Origin of the sequence: Kitasatospora sp. NPDC048239, from assembly GCF_043202015.1 — a bacterium.
Classification (GTDB): Bacteria; Actinomycetota; Actinomycetes; order Streptomycetales; family Streptomycetaceae; genus Kitasatospora.
This window is the reverse complement of sequence record NZ_JBICZP010000004.1, coordinates 203,750-219,143: the sequence shown is the minus strand read 5'-3', so window position 1 is coordinate 219,143 and position 15,394 is coordinate 203,750. Positions and strand designations below refer to the sequence as shown.

The window sequence follows — 15,394 nt, the reverse complement described above, 5'->3', positions numbered from 1 at the left end:
CACTGTAGCGAGCGGGAGCGGGGGCGGTCAGGGGGTGGTCACGGGCCGGTCGGCGGCTGGTCGATCGAACAGTCCGCGGCCGGGGCGGCGGGCGGGACCGGGCCACTTCAACAAATTGTTGCGGCGGCCTTGACACCCGCTCGACCCGGCGGACATGCTTCCACCAAGCAGAATCCCTCTTCCGGATCGTGGAAGTTGCGGATAGACGGAAGAGAGTGAGAGGTGATTGACGTGACTGCCGCTTCCGAGCACGGCTACACGGTCAACCTGTCGATCCTGTTCAGCGAGCTTCCGCTCCTGGAGCGCCCGGCCGCGGCCGCCGCCGCCGGCTTCACCGCCGCCGAGCTGTGGTGGCCCTTCGGCGAGGACCACGCCCCGTCCGAGGCCGAGCTGGACGCGCTCCGCAAGGCCTTCACGGACGCGGGAGTGCAGCTCACCGGCCTCAACTTCCTCGACGACCTGACCAGGGGCGCCCGCGGCACCGTCTCCGTCCCGGCCGAGAAGGACCGCTTCCGGGCCAACGTCCCGGTCACGGCCGCACTCGCCGCCTCGCTCGGCACCAAGGCGCTCAACGCGCTCTACGGCAACCGGGTCGAGGGCGTGGACCCGGCCGAACAGGACGCGCTCGCGCTGGAGAACCTCGTGATCGCCGCCGAGGCCGCCCACGCGATCGGCGCGGTCCTGCTGATCGAGGCGCTCAACAAGCCCGAGTCCCCGGACTACCCGCTGGTGTCCGCGGCCGCCGCGGTCGAGGTCGTCGACAAGGTCAACGCCGCGACCGGCCTGGGCAACGCGCGGTTCCTCTGCGACCTGTACCACCTGGCCAGGAACGGCGAGGACCTGGCGGCCGTGATCGACCGCTACGCCGACCGCTTCGGCCACGTGCAGATCGCCGACACCCCGGGCCGCAACGAGCCCGGCACCGGCGAGCTCGACTTCGAGGACCTCTTCGCCCGGCTCACCGCGGCCGGCTACGCCGGCCGGATCGGCCTGGAGTACCGCCCGGCCGGCGGCGTCAGCGCCGACGCCTTCGAGTGGCTGCCGCGCGAGCACCGCGCCGCGAAGTAGTCCCCGCCCCCACCCCCTTCACGACATAAGGAACGACGCGATGAGCCGCAAGATCGCCTTCATCGGCCTCGGCATCATGGGCAGCCCGATGGCCGCCAACCTGGTCAAGGCCGGCCACCACGTCACCGGCTTCAACCTCACCCAGCCGCAGATCGACGCGCTGGTCGCGGCCGGCGGCCACGGCGCGAGCAGCATCGCGGACGCGGTGAAGGACGCCGAGGTCGTCATCACCATGGTCCCGGCCGACCCGCACGTCGAGCAGGCCGTCCTCGGCGAGGGCGGCGTGCTGGAGAACGTGCAGCCCGGCACGCTCGTCATCGACATGTCGAGCATCACCCCGCAGACCTCGATCAAGGTGGAGGCCGCCGCCCGGGAGAAGGGCGTCCGCACCCTGGACGCCCCGGTCTCCGGCGGCGAGGCCGGTGCCGTCGAGGCGGTGCTGTCGATCATGGTCGGCGGCGCGGCCGAGGACTTCGCCGAGGCGAAGCCGCTGTTCGACGTCCTGGGCACCACGGTCGTCCACGTCGGCCCGGCCGGCGCCGGCCAGACCGTCAAGGCGGCCAACCAGCTGATCGTCGCGGTGAACATCCAGGTCCTGGCCGAGGCCGTGGTCTTCCTGGAGAACGCCGGCGTCGACCTCGCCGCCGCGCTGGACGTACTCGGCGGCGGCCTGGCCGGCTCGACCGTGCTGAACCGCAAGAAGGCGAACATGCTGAACCGCGAGTTCGCCCCCGGCTTCCGGATCGACCTGCACCACAAGGACATGGGCATCGTCACCGACGCCGCCCGCGCCGTGGGCGCCGCGCTGCCGGTCGGCGCCGTGGTCGCCCAGCTGGTCGCCTCCGCCCGGGCCAACGGCGACGGCTCGCTCGACCACTCGGCGCTGCTGCGCGGCGTCGAGCGGCTCTCGGGCCGCGAGGTCGCGTAGCCCCGCTCCCCCTGACTCCTCCTGGTGGCGTGTACCTATCCGGTCGTGCCCGCGCCACCAGGAGGCTCGACCCGATCGGCAGGCGGGCTGGGGCTCATCCGCCCCCTGCCGATCGACCAGACCGGCGGCGCGCACTCCCTGTCGGGGGCACTTCGGTCGTGCCAGTTGCGTGCCGCCCGGCCTCCTCCCCAGCCGAGGGGAGCCTCTCGTACGTCGGAAGCGGGACGAGGGGAACGGCGGGGAGGGGGCCGAACCCCGATCCCCGACGGCGGATCCCGCCGGGCCCCTCCCGGGCCCGGCCCGCCGCGGGGGCACATGCTTGACGAACCATCGCCAGACGTCCGGAAGTGAGGCCCACACCATGCCCGCCACCCCCACTCAGGGCCATGTGGTCGTAGCTCCCGACAAGTTCAAGGGCACCCTGGAGGGCGCCGAGGTCGCCGCCCGGATCGCGGCCGGCATCCGCCGCGGCGCACCTGGCGTGGAGATCCGCGAGCTGCCCGTCGCCGACGGCGGCGAGGGCACCCTGGCCGCCGCGCTGGCGGCCGGCTTCACCCGGATCCCGGCCAAGGTGGCCGGTCCGACCGGCCTGCCGGTGGCCGCCGCGCTGGCCGTCCGGGGCGACACCGCCGTGGTCGAGCTGGCGCAGTCCTCCGGACTGGCCCGGCTGCCCGGCGGCCGGACCGCCCCGCTCGCGGCCGGCTCCTACGGGGTCGGCCAGCTGATCGGCCGGGCGGTCGGCCTGGGGGCCAAGCGGATCGTGCTCGGCCTCGGCGGCAGCGCCTGCACCGACGGCGGCGCGGGCATGGTCCAGGCGCTCGGCGTCGGCCTGCTGGACGCCGGCGGCACCGAGCTGCCCCCCGGCGGCGCCGCGCTGCGCCGCCTGGCCCGGCTCGACCTCGGCTCGCTGGCCGACGGGCTGACCGGCGTCGAGGTCGTGGTGGCCTGCGACGTGGACAACCCGCTGCTGGGCCCGCGCGGCGCGACCGCCGTCTACGGCCCGCAGAAGGGCGCGGACGGCGAGGACCTGGTGATCCTGGAGGAGGGCCTGGCCCGCTTCGCCGACGTGGTCGGCGAGGCCGTCGGACGGGACTTCCGTGACGCCCCCGGCGCCGGGGCCGCGGGCGGGGTCGGCTTCGCCGCCCTCGCCCTGCTGGGCGCCACCATGCGACCCGGCATCGAGCTGATGCTCGAACTGCTGGGTTTCGACGCGGCCGTGCGTGGGGCACGCCTCGTCGTGACCGGTGAGGGGTGCCTGGACGCGCAGACGCTCCATGGCAAGGCCCCCGCCGGCGTTGCCGCGGCGGCTACCCGGGCGGGGGTTCGGGTGGCCGCTGTGGCAGGACGGCTGGAGCTGTCGGAACGGGAGTGGCGGGCGGCCGGTTTCGCCGCCGCGTACGCGCTCACCGACCTGGCCGAGCAGCCGGGGGACAGCATGACCAGGGCGGGTGAGCTGGCAGAGGTCGCGGGGGAGCGGCTGGCGGCGGAGTTCCTCACCCGCTAGCGGGCGCCCTCTCGTGTTTTCCTACATTGACGTTTTGTTGAAGGCGGCCCTAGGCTCCGGGCATTCCTTCGGCACACCCCACTCGTACCAAGGTTTCGGAGGTCCCCCATGTCCTTCAGCGAGACGGCGGTGATCCGCTCCCGCCGGGTCGTCCTGCCCGATGGTGAGCGCCCCGCCGACGTGCTGATCCGCGACGGGAGGATCGAGCAGATCGCCGCGCACGGCTCCCTGGCGGTCGGCGACCGGCACCTCACCGACCTCGGCGACACCGCGCTGCTCCCGGGTCTGGTCGACACCCACGTGCACGTCAACGAGCCCGGCCGCACCGAGTGGGAGGGCTTCGCCACCGCCACCCGGGCCGCCGCGGCCGGCGGCGTCACCACCATCATCGACATGCCGCTCAACTCCATCCCGCCCACCACCACGGTGGAGGGCCTGGACGCCAAGCGGAAGACCGCCGAGGGCCAGGCCTGGGTCGACCTCGGCTTCTGGGGCGGCGCCGTCCCCGGCAACGTCCCCGACCTCGAACCGCTGCACCGGGCGGGCGTGTTCGGCTTCAAGAGCTTCCTCGCCCCGTCCGGCGTGGACGAGTTCCCGCACGTGGAGCAGGCCGACCTGGAGGCCGCGCTCACCGAGCAGGCCCGGATCGGCGCCCTGGCGATCATCCACGCCGAGGACCCGGCCGTCCTGGCCGCCGCACCCCAGCAACCCGGGGTGCACTACCGGGACTTCCTCGCCTCGCGCCCCGCCGACGCGGAGACCGCGGCCGTCGCCCGGCTGCTCGACACCGCCCGCCGCACCGGCGCCCGGGTGCACATCCTGCACGTCTCCTCCGCCGCCGTACTGCCGCTGCTGCGCCAGGCCCGCGAGGACGGCGTCCAGGTGACCGCCGAGACCTGTCCGCACTACCTCACCCTCGCGGCCGAGGAGGTGCCGGACGGCGACACCGCCTTCAAGTGCTGCCCGCCGATCCGCGACGAGTCCAACCGCGACGCGCTCTGGGCGGCCCTGGCGAACGGCGAGTTCATCGCGATCGTCTCGGACCACTCGCCGTCCACCCCGGACCTCAAGCTGCTGCCCGAGTACGGCGGCAGCGGGGACTTCGCCAAGGCCTGGGGAGGCATCGCCTCCCTGCAGCTCGGCCTGCCGGCCATCTGGACCGAGGCCCGCCGGCGCGGCCACTCGCTGGGCGACGTGGTCCGCTGGATGGCGGCCGGGCCGGCCTCGCTGGTCGGCCTCACCGGCACCAAGGGCGCCATCGCGGTCGGCCACGACGCCGACCTGGTGGCGTTCGACCCGGACGGCGCCTTCGCGGTGCAGGCCGCCGAGCTGCACCACCGCAACCCCGTCACCCCGTACGCGGGCCGGACGCTGACCGGTGCCGTGCGCGCCACCTGGCTGCGCGGCCGGCCGGTCGACACCGCCGCCGCGCCCTTCGGCCGCCAGCTCACCCACAACCCGTAAGCAGGAGACCCCTATGAGCACCGGTACCACCCCGAGCGCTCCGTTCACCGAGCTGGTCAACCTGGCCTCCCGGCTGCTCGGCGCGGGCGTCGTCGCCACCAACGAGGACACCTTCGCGGACGCGGAGAACCTGCTGGTCGCCAAGCCCGCCGAGTTCCGCCCGCACACCTTCGGCCACAAGGGCCAGATCATGGACGGCTGGGAGTCCAAGCGCCGCCGCGGGACAAGCGCCGAGCAGCCGCACCCCACCGACGAGGACCACGACTGGGCGATCGTGCGGCTCGGTGTCGGCGGCGTGATCCGCGGTCTGATCGTGGACACCGCGCACTTCACCGGCAACTACCCGGAGAGCGCCTCCGTGCAGGCCGCCGCGGTGCCCGGACACCCCTCGCCCGAGGAGCTCCAGGCCGCCGACTGGGTGGAGCTGCTGCCGCGCACCCCGCTGCAGGGCGACACCGCCCACGCGTTCGAGGTGCACGACGACACCCGCTACACCCACGTCCGCCTCGCCATCTTCCCGGACGGCGGCGTCGCCCGGCTGCGGGTGCACGGCGAGGTCCTGGCGGACCCGCGCGAGCTGGACGGCCTGACCTTCGACCTGGCCGCCCAGGAGTACGGCGGCGTGGCCGAGGCGGCCTCCGACCGCTACTTCTCCTCCCCGCACAACCTGAACGCTCCCGGTCGCGCCTCCGTCATGGGCGAGGGCTGGGAGACCCGGCGTCGGCGCGACAAGGCCAACGACTGGGTGCAGATCGCCCTGGCCGGGGGCGGCGAGGTCCTTGCCGCCGAGGTGGATACCACCCACTTCGTCGCCAACGCCCCCGGCTGGGCCGACCTGGCCGGCTACGACGCCTCGCAGGGCGGCAACCCCGCCGAGGACCGTGACGGCTGGTTCGAGATCCTGCCCCGCACCCGCCTCCAGCCCGACACCCGCCACCGCTTCCGGCTCGACGTCGGCCGCCCGGTGACCCACGTCCGCATCAACGTCCACCCGGACGGAGGCCTCGCCCGGCTCCGGCTGACCGGCCGCCTGACCGAGGCCGGCCGCGCCGCCCTCGCGCTGCGCTGGTTCAACGCCGTGCCCGCCGCCGAGGCCGCCGCCGCCCTGGCCGAGGCCGGCCTCACCGCCGAGGAGGCCGCCGCGCTGGCCGCGGCCCGCCCGCTGGCGGACCAGGCCGCGGCCACCGCCGCCGTCGCCGCGCTCCAGCCGGCCGACGGCCCCGACGGCGAGCAGTCCTCCCGCCGCCGCTCGGCCGCCTGGCGCCTGCTCGGCGCCTGACCCGCCGCCACCCCCTCCACGCACCGCCTTTATCGACACCTGAAGGACCCTCCATGTCCAAGATCCTGACCACGGAGTCCGGCGCGCCGATCGCCGACAACCAGAACTCGGCCTCGGCCGGCGAGTACGGCCCGCTGCTCATCCAGGACCAGCAGCTCCTGGAGAAGCTGGCCCGCTTCAACCGCGAGCGCATCCCGGAGCGCGTCGTGCACGCCCGCGGCTCCGGCGCGTACGGCTACTTCGAGGTCACCGACGAGGTCTCGCAGTACACCAGGGCCGCCTTCCTCTCCGAGGTCGGCAAGCGCACCGAGCTGTTCCTGCGCTTCTCCACCGTGGCGGGCAACCTGGGCTCCAGCGACGCGGTGCGCGACCCGCGCGGCTTCGCGCTGAAGTTCTACACCGAGGAGGGCAACTACGACCTCGTCGGCAACAACACCCCGGTGTTCTTCATCAAGGACCCGATCAAGTTCCCGGACTTCATCCACTCGCAGAAGCGCGACCCGTTCACCGGCGTCCAGGAGGCGGACAACGTCTGGGACTTCTGGGCCCACTCGCCGGCCTCCACCCACCAGATCACCTGGCTGTTCGGCGACCGCGGCATCCCGGCCTCCTACCGCCACATGAACGGCTACGGCTCGCACACCTACCAGTGGGTCAACGAGCAGGGCGACGCCTTCTGGGTGAAGTACCACTTCAAGACCAACCAGGGCATCCGCTCGCTGGACGGCGACCAGTCCGCCGAGGTGCTCGGCGCCGACGCCGACTCGCACCAGCGCGACCTGCACCAGGCCATCGAGCGGGGCGTCTTCCCGTCCTGGACCCTCTACGTCCAGCTGATGCCGGTCGCCGAGGCCGCCGAGTACCGCTTCAACCCCTTCGACCTGACCAAGGTCTGGCCGCACGCCGACTACCCGCTGGTCAAGGTCGGCCGCCTGGTCCTCAACCGGAACCCGGAGAACGTCTTCGCCGACGTCGAGCAGTCCGCGTTCTCCCCGAACAACTTCGTGCCCGGCATCGGCCCGTCCCCGGACAAGATGCTCCAGGGCCGGCTGTTCGCCTACGCCGACGCCCAGCGCTACCGGCTCGGCGTCAACCACACGCTGCTCGCCGTCAACGCCCCCAAGGCCACCGAGGCGAACAACTACGGCCGGGACGGCCTCGCCGCCGTCAACAAGTCGGGCCGCGCCCGGAACTACGAGCCCAACTCGTACGACGGCCCCGCCCAGACCGACAGCGCGCTCGCCGCGCCGGTCCGGCTGGACGGCCACACCGGCACCTACACCACGCCGGCGCACACCAAGGACGACGACTTCTTCCAGGCCGGCGAGCTCTACCGGCTGATGTCGGAGGGCGAGAAGTCCCGCCTGGTCAACAACATCGCGGGCTTCCTGGCGCAGGTGACGCGCGACGACATCGTCGAGAGGAACCTCGCCCACTTCCACGCGGCCGACGAGGAGTACGGCGCCCGCCTGGAGGCCGCCGTCACCAGGCTGCGGGCCGGCGACGAGGGCTGACGGCCCCCGCACACCGACCGACCGCCCTCACCGGCCGCCGGGGCCCGCGCCCCGGCGGCCGCACACCGGGCCTCTCCCCCCAGGGCAGTGGGGGAGGGGCCCGCTGTTGTCCAGCGCCTTCACCGAATATTCGCGGACGGCAACTGCCGGGCCCCCGGGGTGGTTAGGCTGGAGACGCCCGCGGGTAGCTCCGCGTGCTGGACATCGGAAGGGGACGACATGTCGACACCAGCCCCGGGTCGTCACGCCATGCTGGACCAGGGTGTACCCGGTCCGTTCACCTCTCTGCAGCACGCCCTGAGACTGCTGGAGGCCGTCGACCGGCACCCCGACGGCGCCACCCTGGTGACCCTCGCCCGGGAGACGTCGCTCGGCCTGCCGACCGTCCGGCAGCTCGCGGAGATCCTGGAGATCGAGGGCTACCTCCAGTGCCAGGACGGCGGTTGGGTGCTCGGCGGCACCTTCGCGCTGCTCGGGCAGCACAACCGCGAGCAGCTGGTGCGGGCCCGGCTCAACCGCAAACTGGCCGAACTCCGCGACGAGTTGGGTGCGGCGGTGTACTTCAGCCGCTACCACGACGGGGAGTTGTCGGTGGAGGCGGTCGCCGCGGGCGAGCACGCCCCGGCGGTGCAGGAGTGGGTGGACTTCCGGGCCACCGCGCACGCCAGTGCGATCGGCAAGTGCCTGCTCAGCCAGCTGGACCACGACGGCCGCCTCGACCACCTCTCCCGGCACCCGGTGGCGCGGCTGACCTCCCGGACGGTCACCGACGCCGACCAGCTGATGCACCGTCTGGAGCGCCAGCCGGCCACCGTGCCGGTGCTGGACATCCAGGAGTACGCGCTCGGCACGGTCTGCGCCGCCGTCCCGGTGACGGCCGGCAGCACCGTCGGCTGCCTGGCCACCTCGATGCCGCTGGACAACGTCCACCGGCTGAAGGCCGCCGCCGAACTGCTCGCGGCCCGTGCCGCGCCGCTGATGCTGGCCATGGCGGTCTGACCGCACCGCAGCCCCGCGAAGGCCCCGCCGATCCGGCGGGGCCTTTCGTGTTTCCCGGGGGCCGCCGCGGTGCACATCACTTATTAGACTCGATGTCGATAAGGACTGCCGAAACCCTTGAAGCGGCCACTACCCGCGAGTAGGTTGCCTGCAGGCCGAGCGGACCAGCGCGGGCCGAGCCACCCGCCCCCAGGTACAGGAGGGCCTCCCCATGCCCCGATCCACCGCCCCCACCCCCGTCCCCGCCGTCGCCGCCCCCGCCGCCCGGGTGCACGACGACCTCGTCCTGGCCCCCCGGGACGTCCGCTTCGACTGGGCCCGGCTGCCGCTGCACTGGGTCCCGGACGAGCCGATGGCCACCCACATCCTCAACGTCCTGCACCTGCTCCTGCCCGAGGGTGAACGCTGGTTCGTCAAGGCCTTCAAGGAGGCCCTCCCGCTCATCCGCGACGAGCAGCTGCGCGAGGAGGTGCTCGGCTTCATCGGCCAGGAGGCCATCCACGCCGAGGCCCACCAGGAGGTGCTGGACCACCTGCTCGCCCAGGGCCTCGACCCCCGCCCGTACGTCCGACAGGTCGCCTGGCTGTTCCAGCGCGTCCTCGGCGAGAAGCCGGGCCTGACGCCCGCCCAGGCCCGGGAGAACGTCATCGAACGGGTCGCCTTCATCGCGGCGATCGAGCACTTCACCGCCTTCCTCGGCGACTGGGTGCTCAACTCCCCGGGCCTGGACCGCGCCAAGGCCGACCCGACGATGCTCGACCTGCTGCGCTGGCACGGCGCCGAGGAGGTCGAACACCGCAGCGTCGCCTTCGACCTGCTCGTCCACCTCGACCCCGGCTACCTGCGCCGGGTCCGCGGCATGGTCGTCTCCGGACCGCTGCTGGTCCACCTCTGGGTCCGCGGCGTCCGCTTCCTGCTCGCCGCCGACCCCACCCTCGACGGCCGGCTGCGGCCCAGCTGGCGCGAGGCGCGGCTGATCGCACGGCGCGGCCTGCTGCCCGACCCGGTCCGGTCGGTCCGCTCCGGACTGCGCTACCTGCGACGCGGCTACCACCCCACCCAGGAGGGCTCCTCCAGCCAGGCGCTCGGCTACCTCGCCACCTCCCCGGCCGCCCGCGCCGCCGCCCACTGACCGACCACGCCAGGAGAGCCGCCCGGATGGACCTGCGCACCCCGCCCCCCGACCTGTACGGCCGCCCGCACGCCGACCGGTTCATGCGGCGCCTCACCGCCTTCGGCGACCGCTACACCCCGGCCCTCGGCCTCCCCCTGCTGCGCCGCAGCCCCCGGCGCCCGTACAGCGTCCCCGCCGGGCCGCTGCGCCTGGTCGTCGCCGACCGCCGCACGATCGCCACCGACGTCGTCGAACTGCACCTCGCCGACCCGTCCGGAGGCGACCTGCCCGGCTGGCAGCCCGGCGCCCACCTGCGCCTCGCCCTGCCCTCCGGCCGCGAGCGGCACTACTCGCTCTGCGGCGACCCGGCCGACCGCCGCGGCTACCGGATCGCCGTGCGCCGACTGCCCGCGGGTGGCGGCGGCTCGGTGGAGATCCACGACGAGCTGCCCACCGGCAGCCGCCTGACGGCCCGCCGCCCCCGCAACGGCTTCGCGTTCTGCGCCGAGCCCGCCGTCCTGCTGCTGGCCGGCGGGATCGGTATCACCCCGCTGCTGCCGATGGCCCGCGAGGCGCAGCGGCACGGCCTCGACTGGCGGCTGGTCCACGTCGGCCGCAGCGCCGACACCCTCCCCTACGCCGACGAGCTGCGCGCCCTCGCCCCCGACCGGGTCGAACTGCGCACCGACGACGAGCACGGCGTCCCCACCGGCGCCGAGCTGCTGGCGCACGCCCCGCACGGCGCCGCCGTGTACTGCTGCGGCCCGGCCCCGATGCTCGCCGCCGTCCAGGACGCACTGGCCGCGGCGCCGTCCGCCGCCCTGCACTTCGAGCGGTTCGGCGCCGCGCCGGTCACCGGCGGCGAGCCGTTCACCGTCCGCCTCGGCGCCGCCGGGCCGACCCTCGGCGTCCCCGCCGACCGCTCCGCCCTGGACGTGCTGCGCGAGGCCCGCCCGGACCTCCCGTACTCCTGCCGGCAGGGCTTCTGCGGCACCTGCGAGGTCCGCCTGCTGGCCGGCGCCCCCGAGCACCGCGACCGCCGCCTCACCCCCGAGCAGCGCGCCGCCGGCGTCCTGCTGCCCTGCGTCTCCCGGGCCCCCGAGGGCGAGACCCTCGTCCTCGACCTGTAGCAAGGAGCCCCCGCGATGGCGAAACCCCCGTCCTTCCCGTACACCGAGTACGACCTCACCCGCTTCCGGGAGGTCCAGCAACTCGCCTACCACTGCGCCGAACAGGTCGCCGCCTGGATCGAACCGGGCGTCACCGAGCGGCAGGCCACCGCCGAGCTGCGCCGCCGCCTGGTCGCCGCCGGGGTGCAGGACTTCTTCCACGTCCCGTTCGCCTGGTTCGGAGACCGGACGGCGTTCCGGCACTTCCACACCCCGCTGCAGTTCTTCGCCGGCGGGCGCCGGCTCGCCGAGGGCATGCCCTACGTGCTGGACTGCGCGCCCGTGGTGGACGGCTACACCGCCGACATCGGCTACGGCGGCAAGGTCGGCGACAACCCGGTCTGGGACCGGCTCGCCGCGGACCTCCGGGTCTACCGCGAGCTGATCCTCGCCGAGGTCCGGGCCCGCCGGCCGCTCGACGAGGTGTACGCGGCGGTGGACGCGCAGATCGCCGCGCACGGCTACGACAACCGCCACCGGGTCTACCCGGGCCGGGTGATCGGCCACCAGGTGACCAGGACGACCGCCCGCGGCCCGGCCGGGGTGAACGTGCTCGGTTTCGGGGTGCGTACACTCCAGACGCTCGGCCGCGAGCTGATCAGCGAACGCCTGCACGGCCGTTCCCCGCTCTGGGCGGACGGCCGGTCCTCCCGGCACGCGCCGACCCCGGGCCTGTGGGCGGTGGAGCCGCACATCGGCTTCCGCGAGGTGGGCATCAAGTTCGAGGAGCTGCTCGTCGTCACCGAGGACGACGCCTACTGGCTCGACGACGACCTGCCGCACGTGCGGCGCTGGACCACGCTGGAGGAGGCCCGATGACCACCCGTCCGAAGACCACCCGCCGCCGCACCGTGCACTCGGGCGGGCTGCCGCTCGCCGTCTTCGAGGAGGGCGACCCGGACGCACCCACCGTGCTGCTGGTGCACGGCTACCCGGACACCCACGCGGTCTGGGACGACATCGCCGCCGACCTCGCCCGCGACCACCACGTGGTCCGCTACGACGTGCGCGGCGCCGGCGCCTCCGGGGCCCCCGCCTCCCGGGACGGCTACCGGCTGGACCAGCTGGCCGCCGACCTCTTCGCGGTCGCCGACGCGGTCAGCCCCGACCGCCCGGTGCACGTGGTCGCCCACGACTGGGGCTCGCTGCAGTCCTGGGAGGCCGTCACCACCCCCGGCGCCGAGCGGCGGATCGCCTCCTACACCACCATGTCCGGCCCCTGCCTGGACCACATGGGCCACTGGCTGCGCGAGCGCTACCGCCGGCCCACCCCGCGCCACCTGCGCCAGCTGCTCACCCAGGGCATCGCCTCCTGGTACATCACCGCCTTCCACCTGCCCTTCCTCGCCCCCGGTCTCTGGCGGCTCGGACTGGCCCGCGCCTGGCCCCGGGTGCTGCGCGACCTGGAGGAGGTCACCCCGCGGGCCGACCACCCGCAGCCCACCCTGCGGCGGGACGCCGTCCGCGGCATCGAGCTCTACCGGGCCAACATGCGGCCCACCCTGCGCAACCCGCGCGAGCGGCCCACCGAGGTGCCCGTCCAGCTGATCACGCTCACCCGGGACCACTACGTCGGCACCTACCTGTCCGAGGGCCTGGAGCGCTGGGTGCCGAACCTGACCCGCCGCTCCCTGCACGCCACCCACTGGTCCGCCCTCCTGGAGAAGGGAAGCGCCGTGGCCGCCATGGTCCGCGACTTCACCGCCGCCGTCGGCGCCGGCCACCGCACCGACCCGGCCGGCACCGGCCCCCTCGTCGTGGTCACCGGCGCCGGCAGCGGCATCGGCCGGGCCACCGCGCTGGCCTTCGCCGAGCAGGGCGCCCGGGTGGTGGTCTGCGACCTCGACCTGCCCGCCGCCGAGCGCACCGCCGAACTCGCCCGACTGGTCGGCCCGCCCGCCCGCGCCTACCGGGTCGACGTCTCCGACGGCGCCGCCTTCGAGGCCTTCGCCCGCCAGGTCGCCGCCGAGCACGGCGTCCCCGACGTGCTGGTCAACAACGCGGGCATCGGCCACTCCGGGACGTTCCTGGAGACCACCGAGAAGGAGTGGCAGCGCGTCCTGGACGTCAACCTCTGGGGCGTCATCCACGGCTGCCGGGCCTTCGGCACCCTGATGGCCGACCGCGGCCAGGGCGGCCACATCGTCAACCTCGCCTCGGCCGCGGCCTACCTGCCGTCCAAGGCGCTGACCGCCTACGCGACCAGCAAGGCCGCCGTCTTCATGCTCTCCGACTGCCTGCGCGCCGAACTCGCCGGGCACGGCATCGGCGTCTCCACCATCTGCCCCGGCATCGTCAACACCAACATCACCCGCACCTCCACCTTCTCCGCCACCACCCCCGACCAGCAGGCCGCCAAGCAGGCCCGCGCCGCGAGGCTCTACGCCCGCCGCGGATTCCCGCCGGAGAAGGTCGCCACCGCGATCCTGCACGCCGTCCGCACCGGCAGGCCGGTCGTCCCGGTCACCCCGGAGGCCAAGGCGGCCCGCCTCCTGAGCCGCCTCTCCCCGGGCCTGCTACGCCTCGCGGCCCGCCTCAACATCACCTGACCACCCCCGCGGGCCCTGCCCCCCACAGGGCCCGCAGAGCCGCGGCCCACAGGCCGAACGGCAGGATCCGGAACGCCTTGTGCATGGTCAGCGGCCTGACCGCCCGGAATTCGCGCCGGTCGATGTTCGGGATCGTGTCGGTGCGGAACTCCGCAGCCGCAACGGTGCGCTTGAGAGCCGTATGCGCACGGTGCCGGCGCCGTACGTTCGCAGGCAGGGCATCGGGAATCCGGACAGCAGGCGTCGGGATTCCACGACAGCATCGGTGGTGCCGGAGGAACCACCACGGAAGGGCACGACATGGGACAGCCGCTCAAGGGCAGGGTCGCACTGGTCGCCGGGGCGACCCGGGGAGCCGGGCGGGGGATCGCGGTGCAGCTGGGGGCCGCCGGGGCGACGGTCTACGCGACGGGCCGCAGTGCCGGGGGCCGGCGCTCCGAGTACGGCCGGCCGGAGACCCTGGAGGAGACGGCGGCGCTGGTGACGGCAGCCGGCGGCCACGGGATCGCCGTCCGGGCGGACCACCTCGTCCCCGCCGAGGTCGCGGCCGTGGCGGAGCGGGTCGAGGCCGAGCAGGGCGGGCTCGACCTGCTGGTGAACGACATCTGGGGCGGCGAGAACCTCTTCGAGTGGGAGAAGCCGGTCTGGGAGCACGACCTCGACAACGGGCTGCGGCTGCTGCGCCTCGCCGTCGAGACGCACGCGATCACCAACCACCACCTGCTGCCGCTGCTGCTGCGACGCCCTGGCGGGCTGGTGGTGGAGATGACCGACGGCACCGCCGAGTACAACGCCACCCGCTACCGCAACTCCCTCTTCTACGATCTCGCCAAGTCCTCGGTGCTGCGGATGGCCTTCGCGCTGGGCCACGAGCTCGGCCCACGCGGTGCGACCGCGGTCGCGCTGACCCCCGGCTGGCTGCGCTCGGAGATGATGCTGGAGCACTTCGGGGTCACCGAGGAGACCTGGCGCGAGGCGGTGGTGGAGCACCCGGACTTCGGCATCTCCGAGTCGCCCGCCTACGTCGGCCGCGCGGTGGTCGCGCTGGCCGGCGACCCGGAGGTGCGGCGCTTCAACGCCGCCTCGCTCTCCAGCGGCGCCCTGGCGAGGGAGTACGGCTTCACCGACCTGGACGGCAGCCGCCCGGACGCCTGGAGCTACCTGGTCGACGCGGAGGCGGCGGACGCCCCGCTGGACGCGGCCGGCTACCGCTGAGCGGTGTACAGCGCCGCGGTGCGGGCCGCCGCCCGCGCCAACCGGCGCCGTAGATCCGGGGGTTCGAGCAGCTCCGCCTCAGGTCCGAGCCGCAGCAGCTCCTCGTAGGCGACCTCCGACGATTCGACCGGGAGCCGGACGGTGATCCAGCCGTCGCCGTCCGGCTCCCCGGCGGAGTCCAGCGCCTGGCGGGCCGCCAGCGGCTCCAACAGGTGCGGGAGCCGCTCGGCGCCGAGCGGGCTGAGCCGGACGTCCACCCCTTCCGGTCGTCCCGATCCCAGGGGGCGTCGGGCGCGTCGTGGCCGGTGCGGGCCCGGGGGTTTGGTACCCAGGAGGTCCATCACCCCGCGGAAGCGAAGGAGCTCCCCATGGCCACCGGCACCGTGCAGTCCTACCACGTGGATCACGGCTACGGCATGATCACCCCCGACGACGACGGGCCCGCGCTGTACGTGTACTTCGACTCGATCCAGGGCTCGGAGCGCGAACGGGCGCTGACCGAGGGGCAGCGGGTGGAGTACGACCCGACCGAGCAGGAGGGCCGCCCGGTGGCCGAGCGGGTGCGGCCGGTGTAGCCCCTACGATCAGGGG

At 74.1% G+C, this 15,394-nt stretch carries 13 protein-coding genes and 1 pseudogene; 13 read left to right on the top strand and 1 reads right to left on the bottom strand.

The features are described from left to right. Nucleotides 1-222 precede the first annotated feature (222 nt). From ACGFZP_RS12280 to ACGFZP_RS12225, 12 genes and pseudogenes are all read left to right on the top strand, one after another. The gene (locus tag ACGFZP_RS12280) at nucleotides 223-1,068 is read left to right on the top strand and encodes a TIM barrel protein (RefSeq protein ID WP_392931357.1); all 846 of its coding nucleotides are present in this window, start codon (nucleotides 223-225) and stop codon (nucleotides 1,066-1,068) included. Between the two features lie 40 nt (nucleotides 1,069-1,108). Then, complete coding sequence (locus ACGFZP_RS12275; protein ID WP_392931356.1) at nucleotides 1,109-1,996, top strand: 2-hydroxy-3-oxopropionate reductase; 888 nt, start codon at nucleotides 1,109-1,111, stop codon at nucleotides 1,994-1,996. A gap of 361 nt (nucleotides 1,997-2,357) precedes the next feature. Further along, on the top strand, nucleotides 2,358-3,500 hold the full coding sequence (locus ACGFZP_RS12270) for a glycerate kinase (protein WP_392931354.1): 1,143 nt from the start codon (nucleotides 2,358-2,360) through the stop codon (nucleotides 3,498-3,500). Nucleotides 3,501-3,608: 108 nt separating this feature from the next. Next, the gene (gene allB, locus ACGFZP_RS12265) at nucleotides 3,609-4,964 is read left to right on the top strand and encodes an allantoinase AllB (RefSeq protein ID WP_392931352.1); all 1,356 of its coding nucleotides are present in this window, start codon (nucleotides 3,609-3,611) and stop codon (nucleotides 4,962-4,964) included. Between the two features lie 13 nt (nucleotides 4,965-4,977). Then, nucleotides 4,978-6,030, top strand: a pseudogene (gene alc, locus ACGFZP_RS12260) (allantoicase); the annotation flags it as partial. A gap of 266 nt (nucleotides 6,031-6,296) precedes the next feature. Beyond that, entirely contained in the window at nucleotides 6,297-7,757 is a 1,461-nt protein-coding gene (locus tag ACGFZP_RS12255) for a catalase (protein ID WP_392931350.1), read from the top strand. A gap of 219 nt (nucleotides 7,758-7,976) precedes the next feature. Next, nucleotides 7,977-8,756, top strand: a complete 780-nt coding sequence (locus ACGFZP_RS12250; protein WP_392931348.1) for an IclR family transcriptional regulator — start codon at nucleotides 7,977-7,979, stop codon at nucleotides 8,754-8,756. A gap of 211 nt (nucleotides 8,757-8,967) precedes the next feature. Next, nucleotides 8,968-9,888, top strand: coding sequence for a metal-dependent hydrolase (locus ACGFZP_RS12245; RefSeq protein ID WP_392931346.1), 921 nt, complete (start codon nucleotides 8,968-8,970; stop codon nucleotides 9,886-9,888). Nucleotides 9,889-9,914: 26 nt separating this feature from the next. Next, nucleotides 9,915-11,000, top strand: a complete 1,086-nt coding sequence (locus tag ACGFZP_RS12240) for a PDR/VanB family oxidoreductase (protein WP_392931344.1) — start codon at nucleotides 9,915-9,917, stop codon at nucleotides 10,998-11,000. Nucleotides 11,001-11,015: 15 nt separating this feature from the next. Beyond that, nucleotides 11,016-11,858, top strand: coding sequence for a M24 family metallopeptidase (locus ACGFZP_RS12235; protein ID WP_392931343.1), 843 nt, complete (start codon nucleotides 11,016-11,018; stop codon nucleotides 11,856-11,858). After that, nucleotides 11,855-13,588, top strand: a complete 1,734-nt coding sequence (locus tag ACGFZP_RS12230) for an SDR family oxidoreductase (protein WP_392931341.1) — start codon at nucleotides 11,855-11,857, stop codon at nucleotides 13,586-13,588. The genes ACGFZP_RS12235 and ACGFZP_RS12230 overlap by 4 nt, the downstream gene beginning before the upstream one ends. A 300-nt stretch (nucleotides 13,589-13,888) precedes the next feature. Continuing rightward, the gene (locus ACGFZP_RS12225) at nucleotides 13,889-14,803 is read left to right on the top strand and encodes an SDR family oxidoreductase (protein WP_392931339.1); all 915 of its coding nucleotides are present in this window, start codon (nucleotides 13,889-13,891) and stop codon (nucleotides 14,801-14,803) included. Here ACGFZP_RS12225 and ACGFZP_RS12220 read toward each other — a convergent pair. Further along, on the bottom strand, nucleotides 14,794-15,060 hold the full coding sequence (locus tag ACGFZP_RS12220) for a WYL domain-containing protein (RefSeq protein WP_392931337.1): 267 nt from the start codon (nucleotides 15,058-15,060) through the stop codon (nucleotides 14,794-14,796). The genes ACGFZP_RS12225 and ACGFZP_RS12220 overlap by 10 nt on opposite strands. 111 nt (nucleotides 15,061-15,171) lie before the next feature. Here ACGFZP_RS12220 and ACGFZP_RS12215 point away from each other — a divergent pair, with 111 nt between their 5' ends. Beyond that, the gene (locus ACGFZP_RS12215; RefSeq protein ID WP_392931335.1) at nucleotides 15,172-15,378 is read left to right on the top strand and encodes a cold-shock protein; all 207 of its coding nucleotides are present in this window, start codon (nucleotides 15,172-15,174) and stop codon (nucleotides 15,376-15,378) included. The last annotated feature ends 16 nt before the right edge of the window (nucleotides 15,379-15,394 follow it).

Excerpts from the sequence above, each read along its gene's own strand:
- ACGFZP_RS12275 (WP_392931356.1), top strand. The coding sequence starts at position 1,109 with ATGAGCCGCAAGATCGCCTTCATCGGCCTCGGCATCATGGGCAGCCCG.
- ACGFZP_RS12270 (WP_392931354.1), top strand. The coding sequence starts at position 2,358 with ATGCCCGCCACCCCCACTCAGGGCCATGTGGTCGTAGCTCCCGACAAG.
- allB (WP_392931352.1), top strand. The coding sequence starts at position 3,609 with ATGTCCTTCAGCGAGACGGCGGTGATCCGCTCCCGCCGGGTCGTCCTG.
- ACGFZP_RS12255 (WP_392931350.1), top strand. The coding sequence starts at position 6,297 with ATGTCCAAGATCCTGACCACGGAGTCCGGCGCGCCGATCGCCGACAAC.
- ACGFZP_RS12250 (WP_392931348.1), top strand. The coding sequence starts at position 7,977 with ATGTCGACACCAGCCCCGGGTCGTCACGCCATGCTGGACCAGGGTGTA.
- ACGFZP_RS12245 (WP_392931346.1), top strand. The coding sequence starts at position 8,968 with ATGCCCCGATCCACCGCCCCCACCCCCGTCCCCGCCGTCGCCGCCCCC.
- ACGFZP_RS12240 (WP_392931344.1), top strand. The coding sequence starts at position 9,915 with ATGGACCTGCGCACCCCGCCCCCCGACCTGTACGGCCGCCCGCACGCC.
- ACGFZP_RS12235 (WP_392931343.1), top strand. The coding sequence starts at position 11,016 with ATGGCGAAACCCCCGTCCTTCCCGTACACCGAGTACGACCTCACCCGC.
- ACGFZP_RS12230 (WP_392931341.1), top strand. The coding sequence starts at position 11,855 with ATGACCACCCGTCCGAAGACCACCCGCCGCCGCACCGTGCACTCGGGC.
- ACGFZP_RS12225 (WP_392931339.1), top strand. The coding sequence starts at position 13,889 with ATGGGACAGCCGCTCAAGGGCAGGGTCGCACTGGTCGCCGGGGCGACC.
- ACGFZP_RS12215 (WP_392931335.1), top strand. The coding sequence starts at position 15,172 with ATGGCCACCGGCACCGTGCAGTCCTACCACGTGGATCACGGCTACGGC.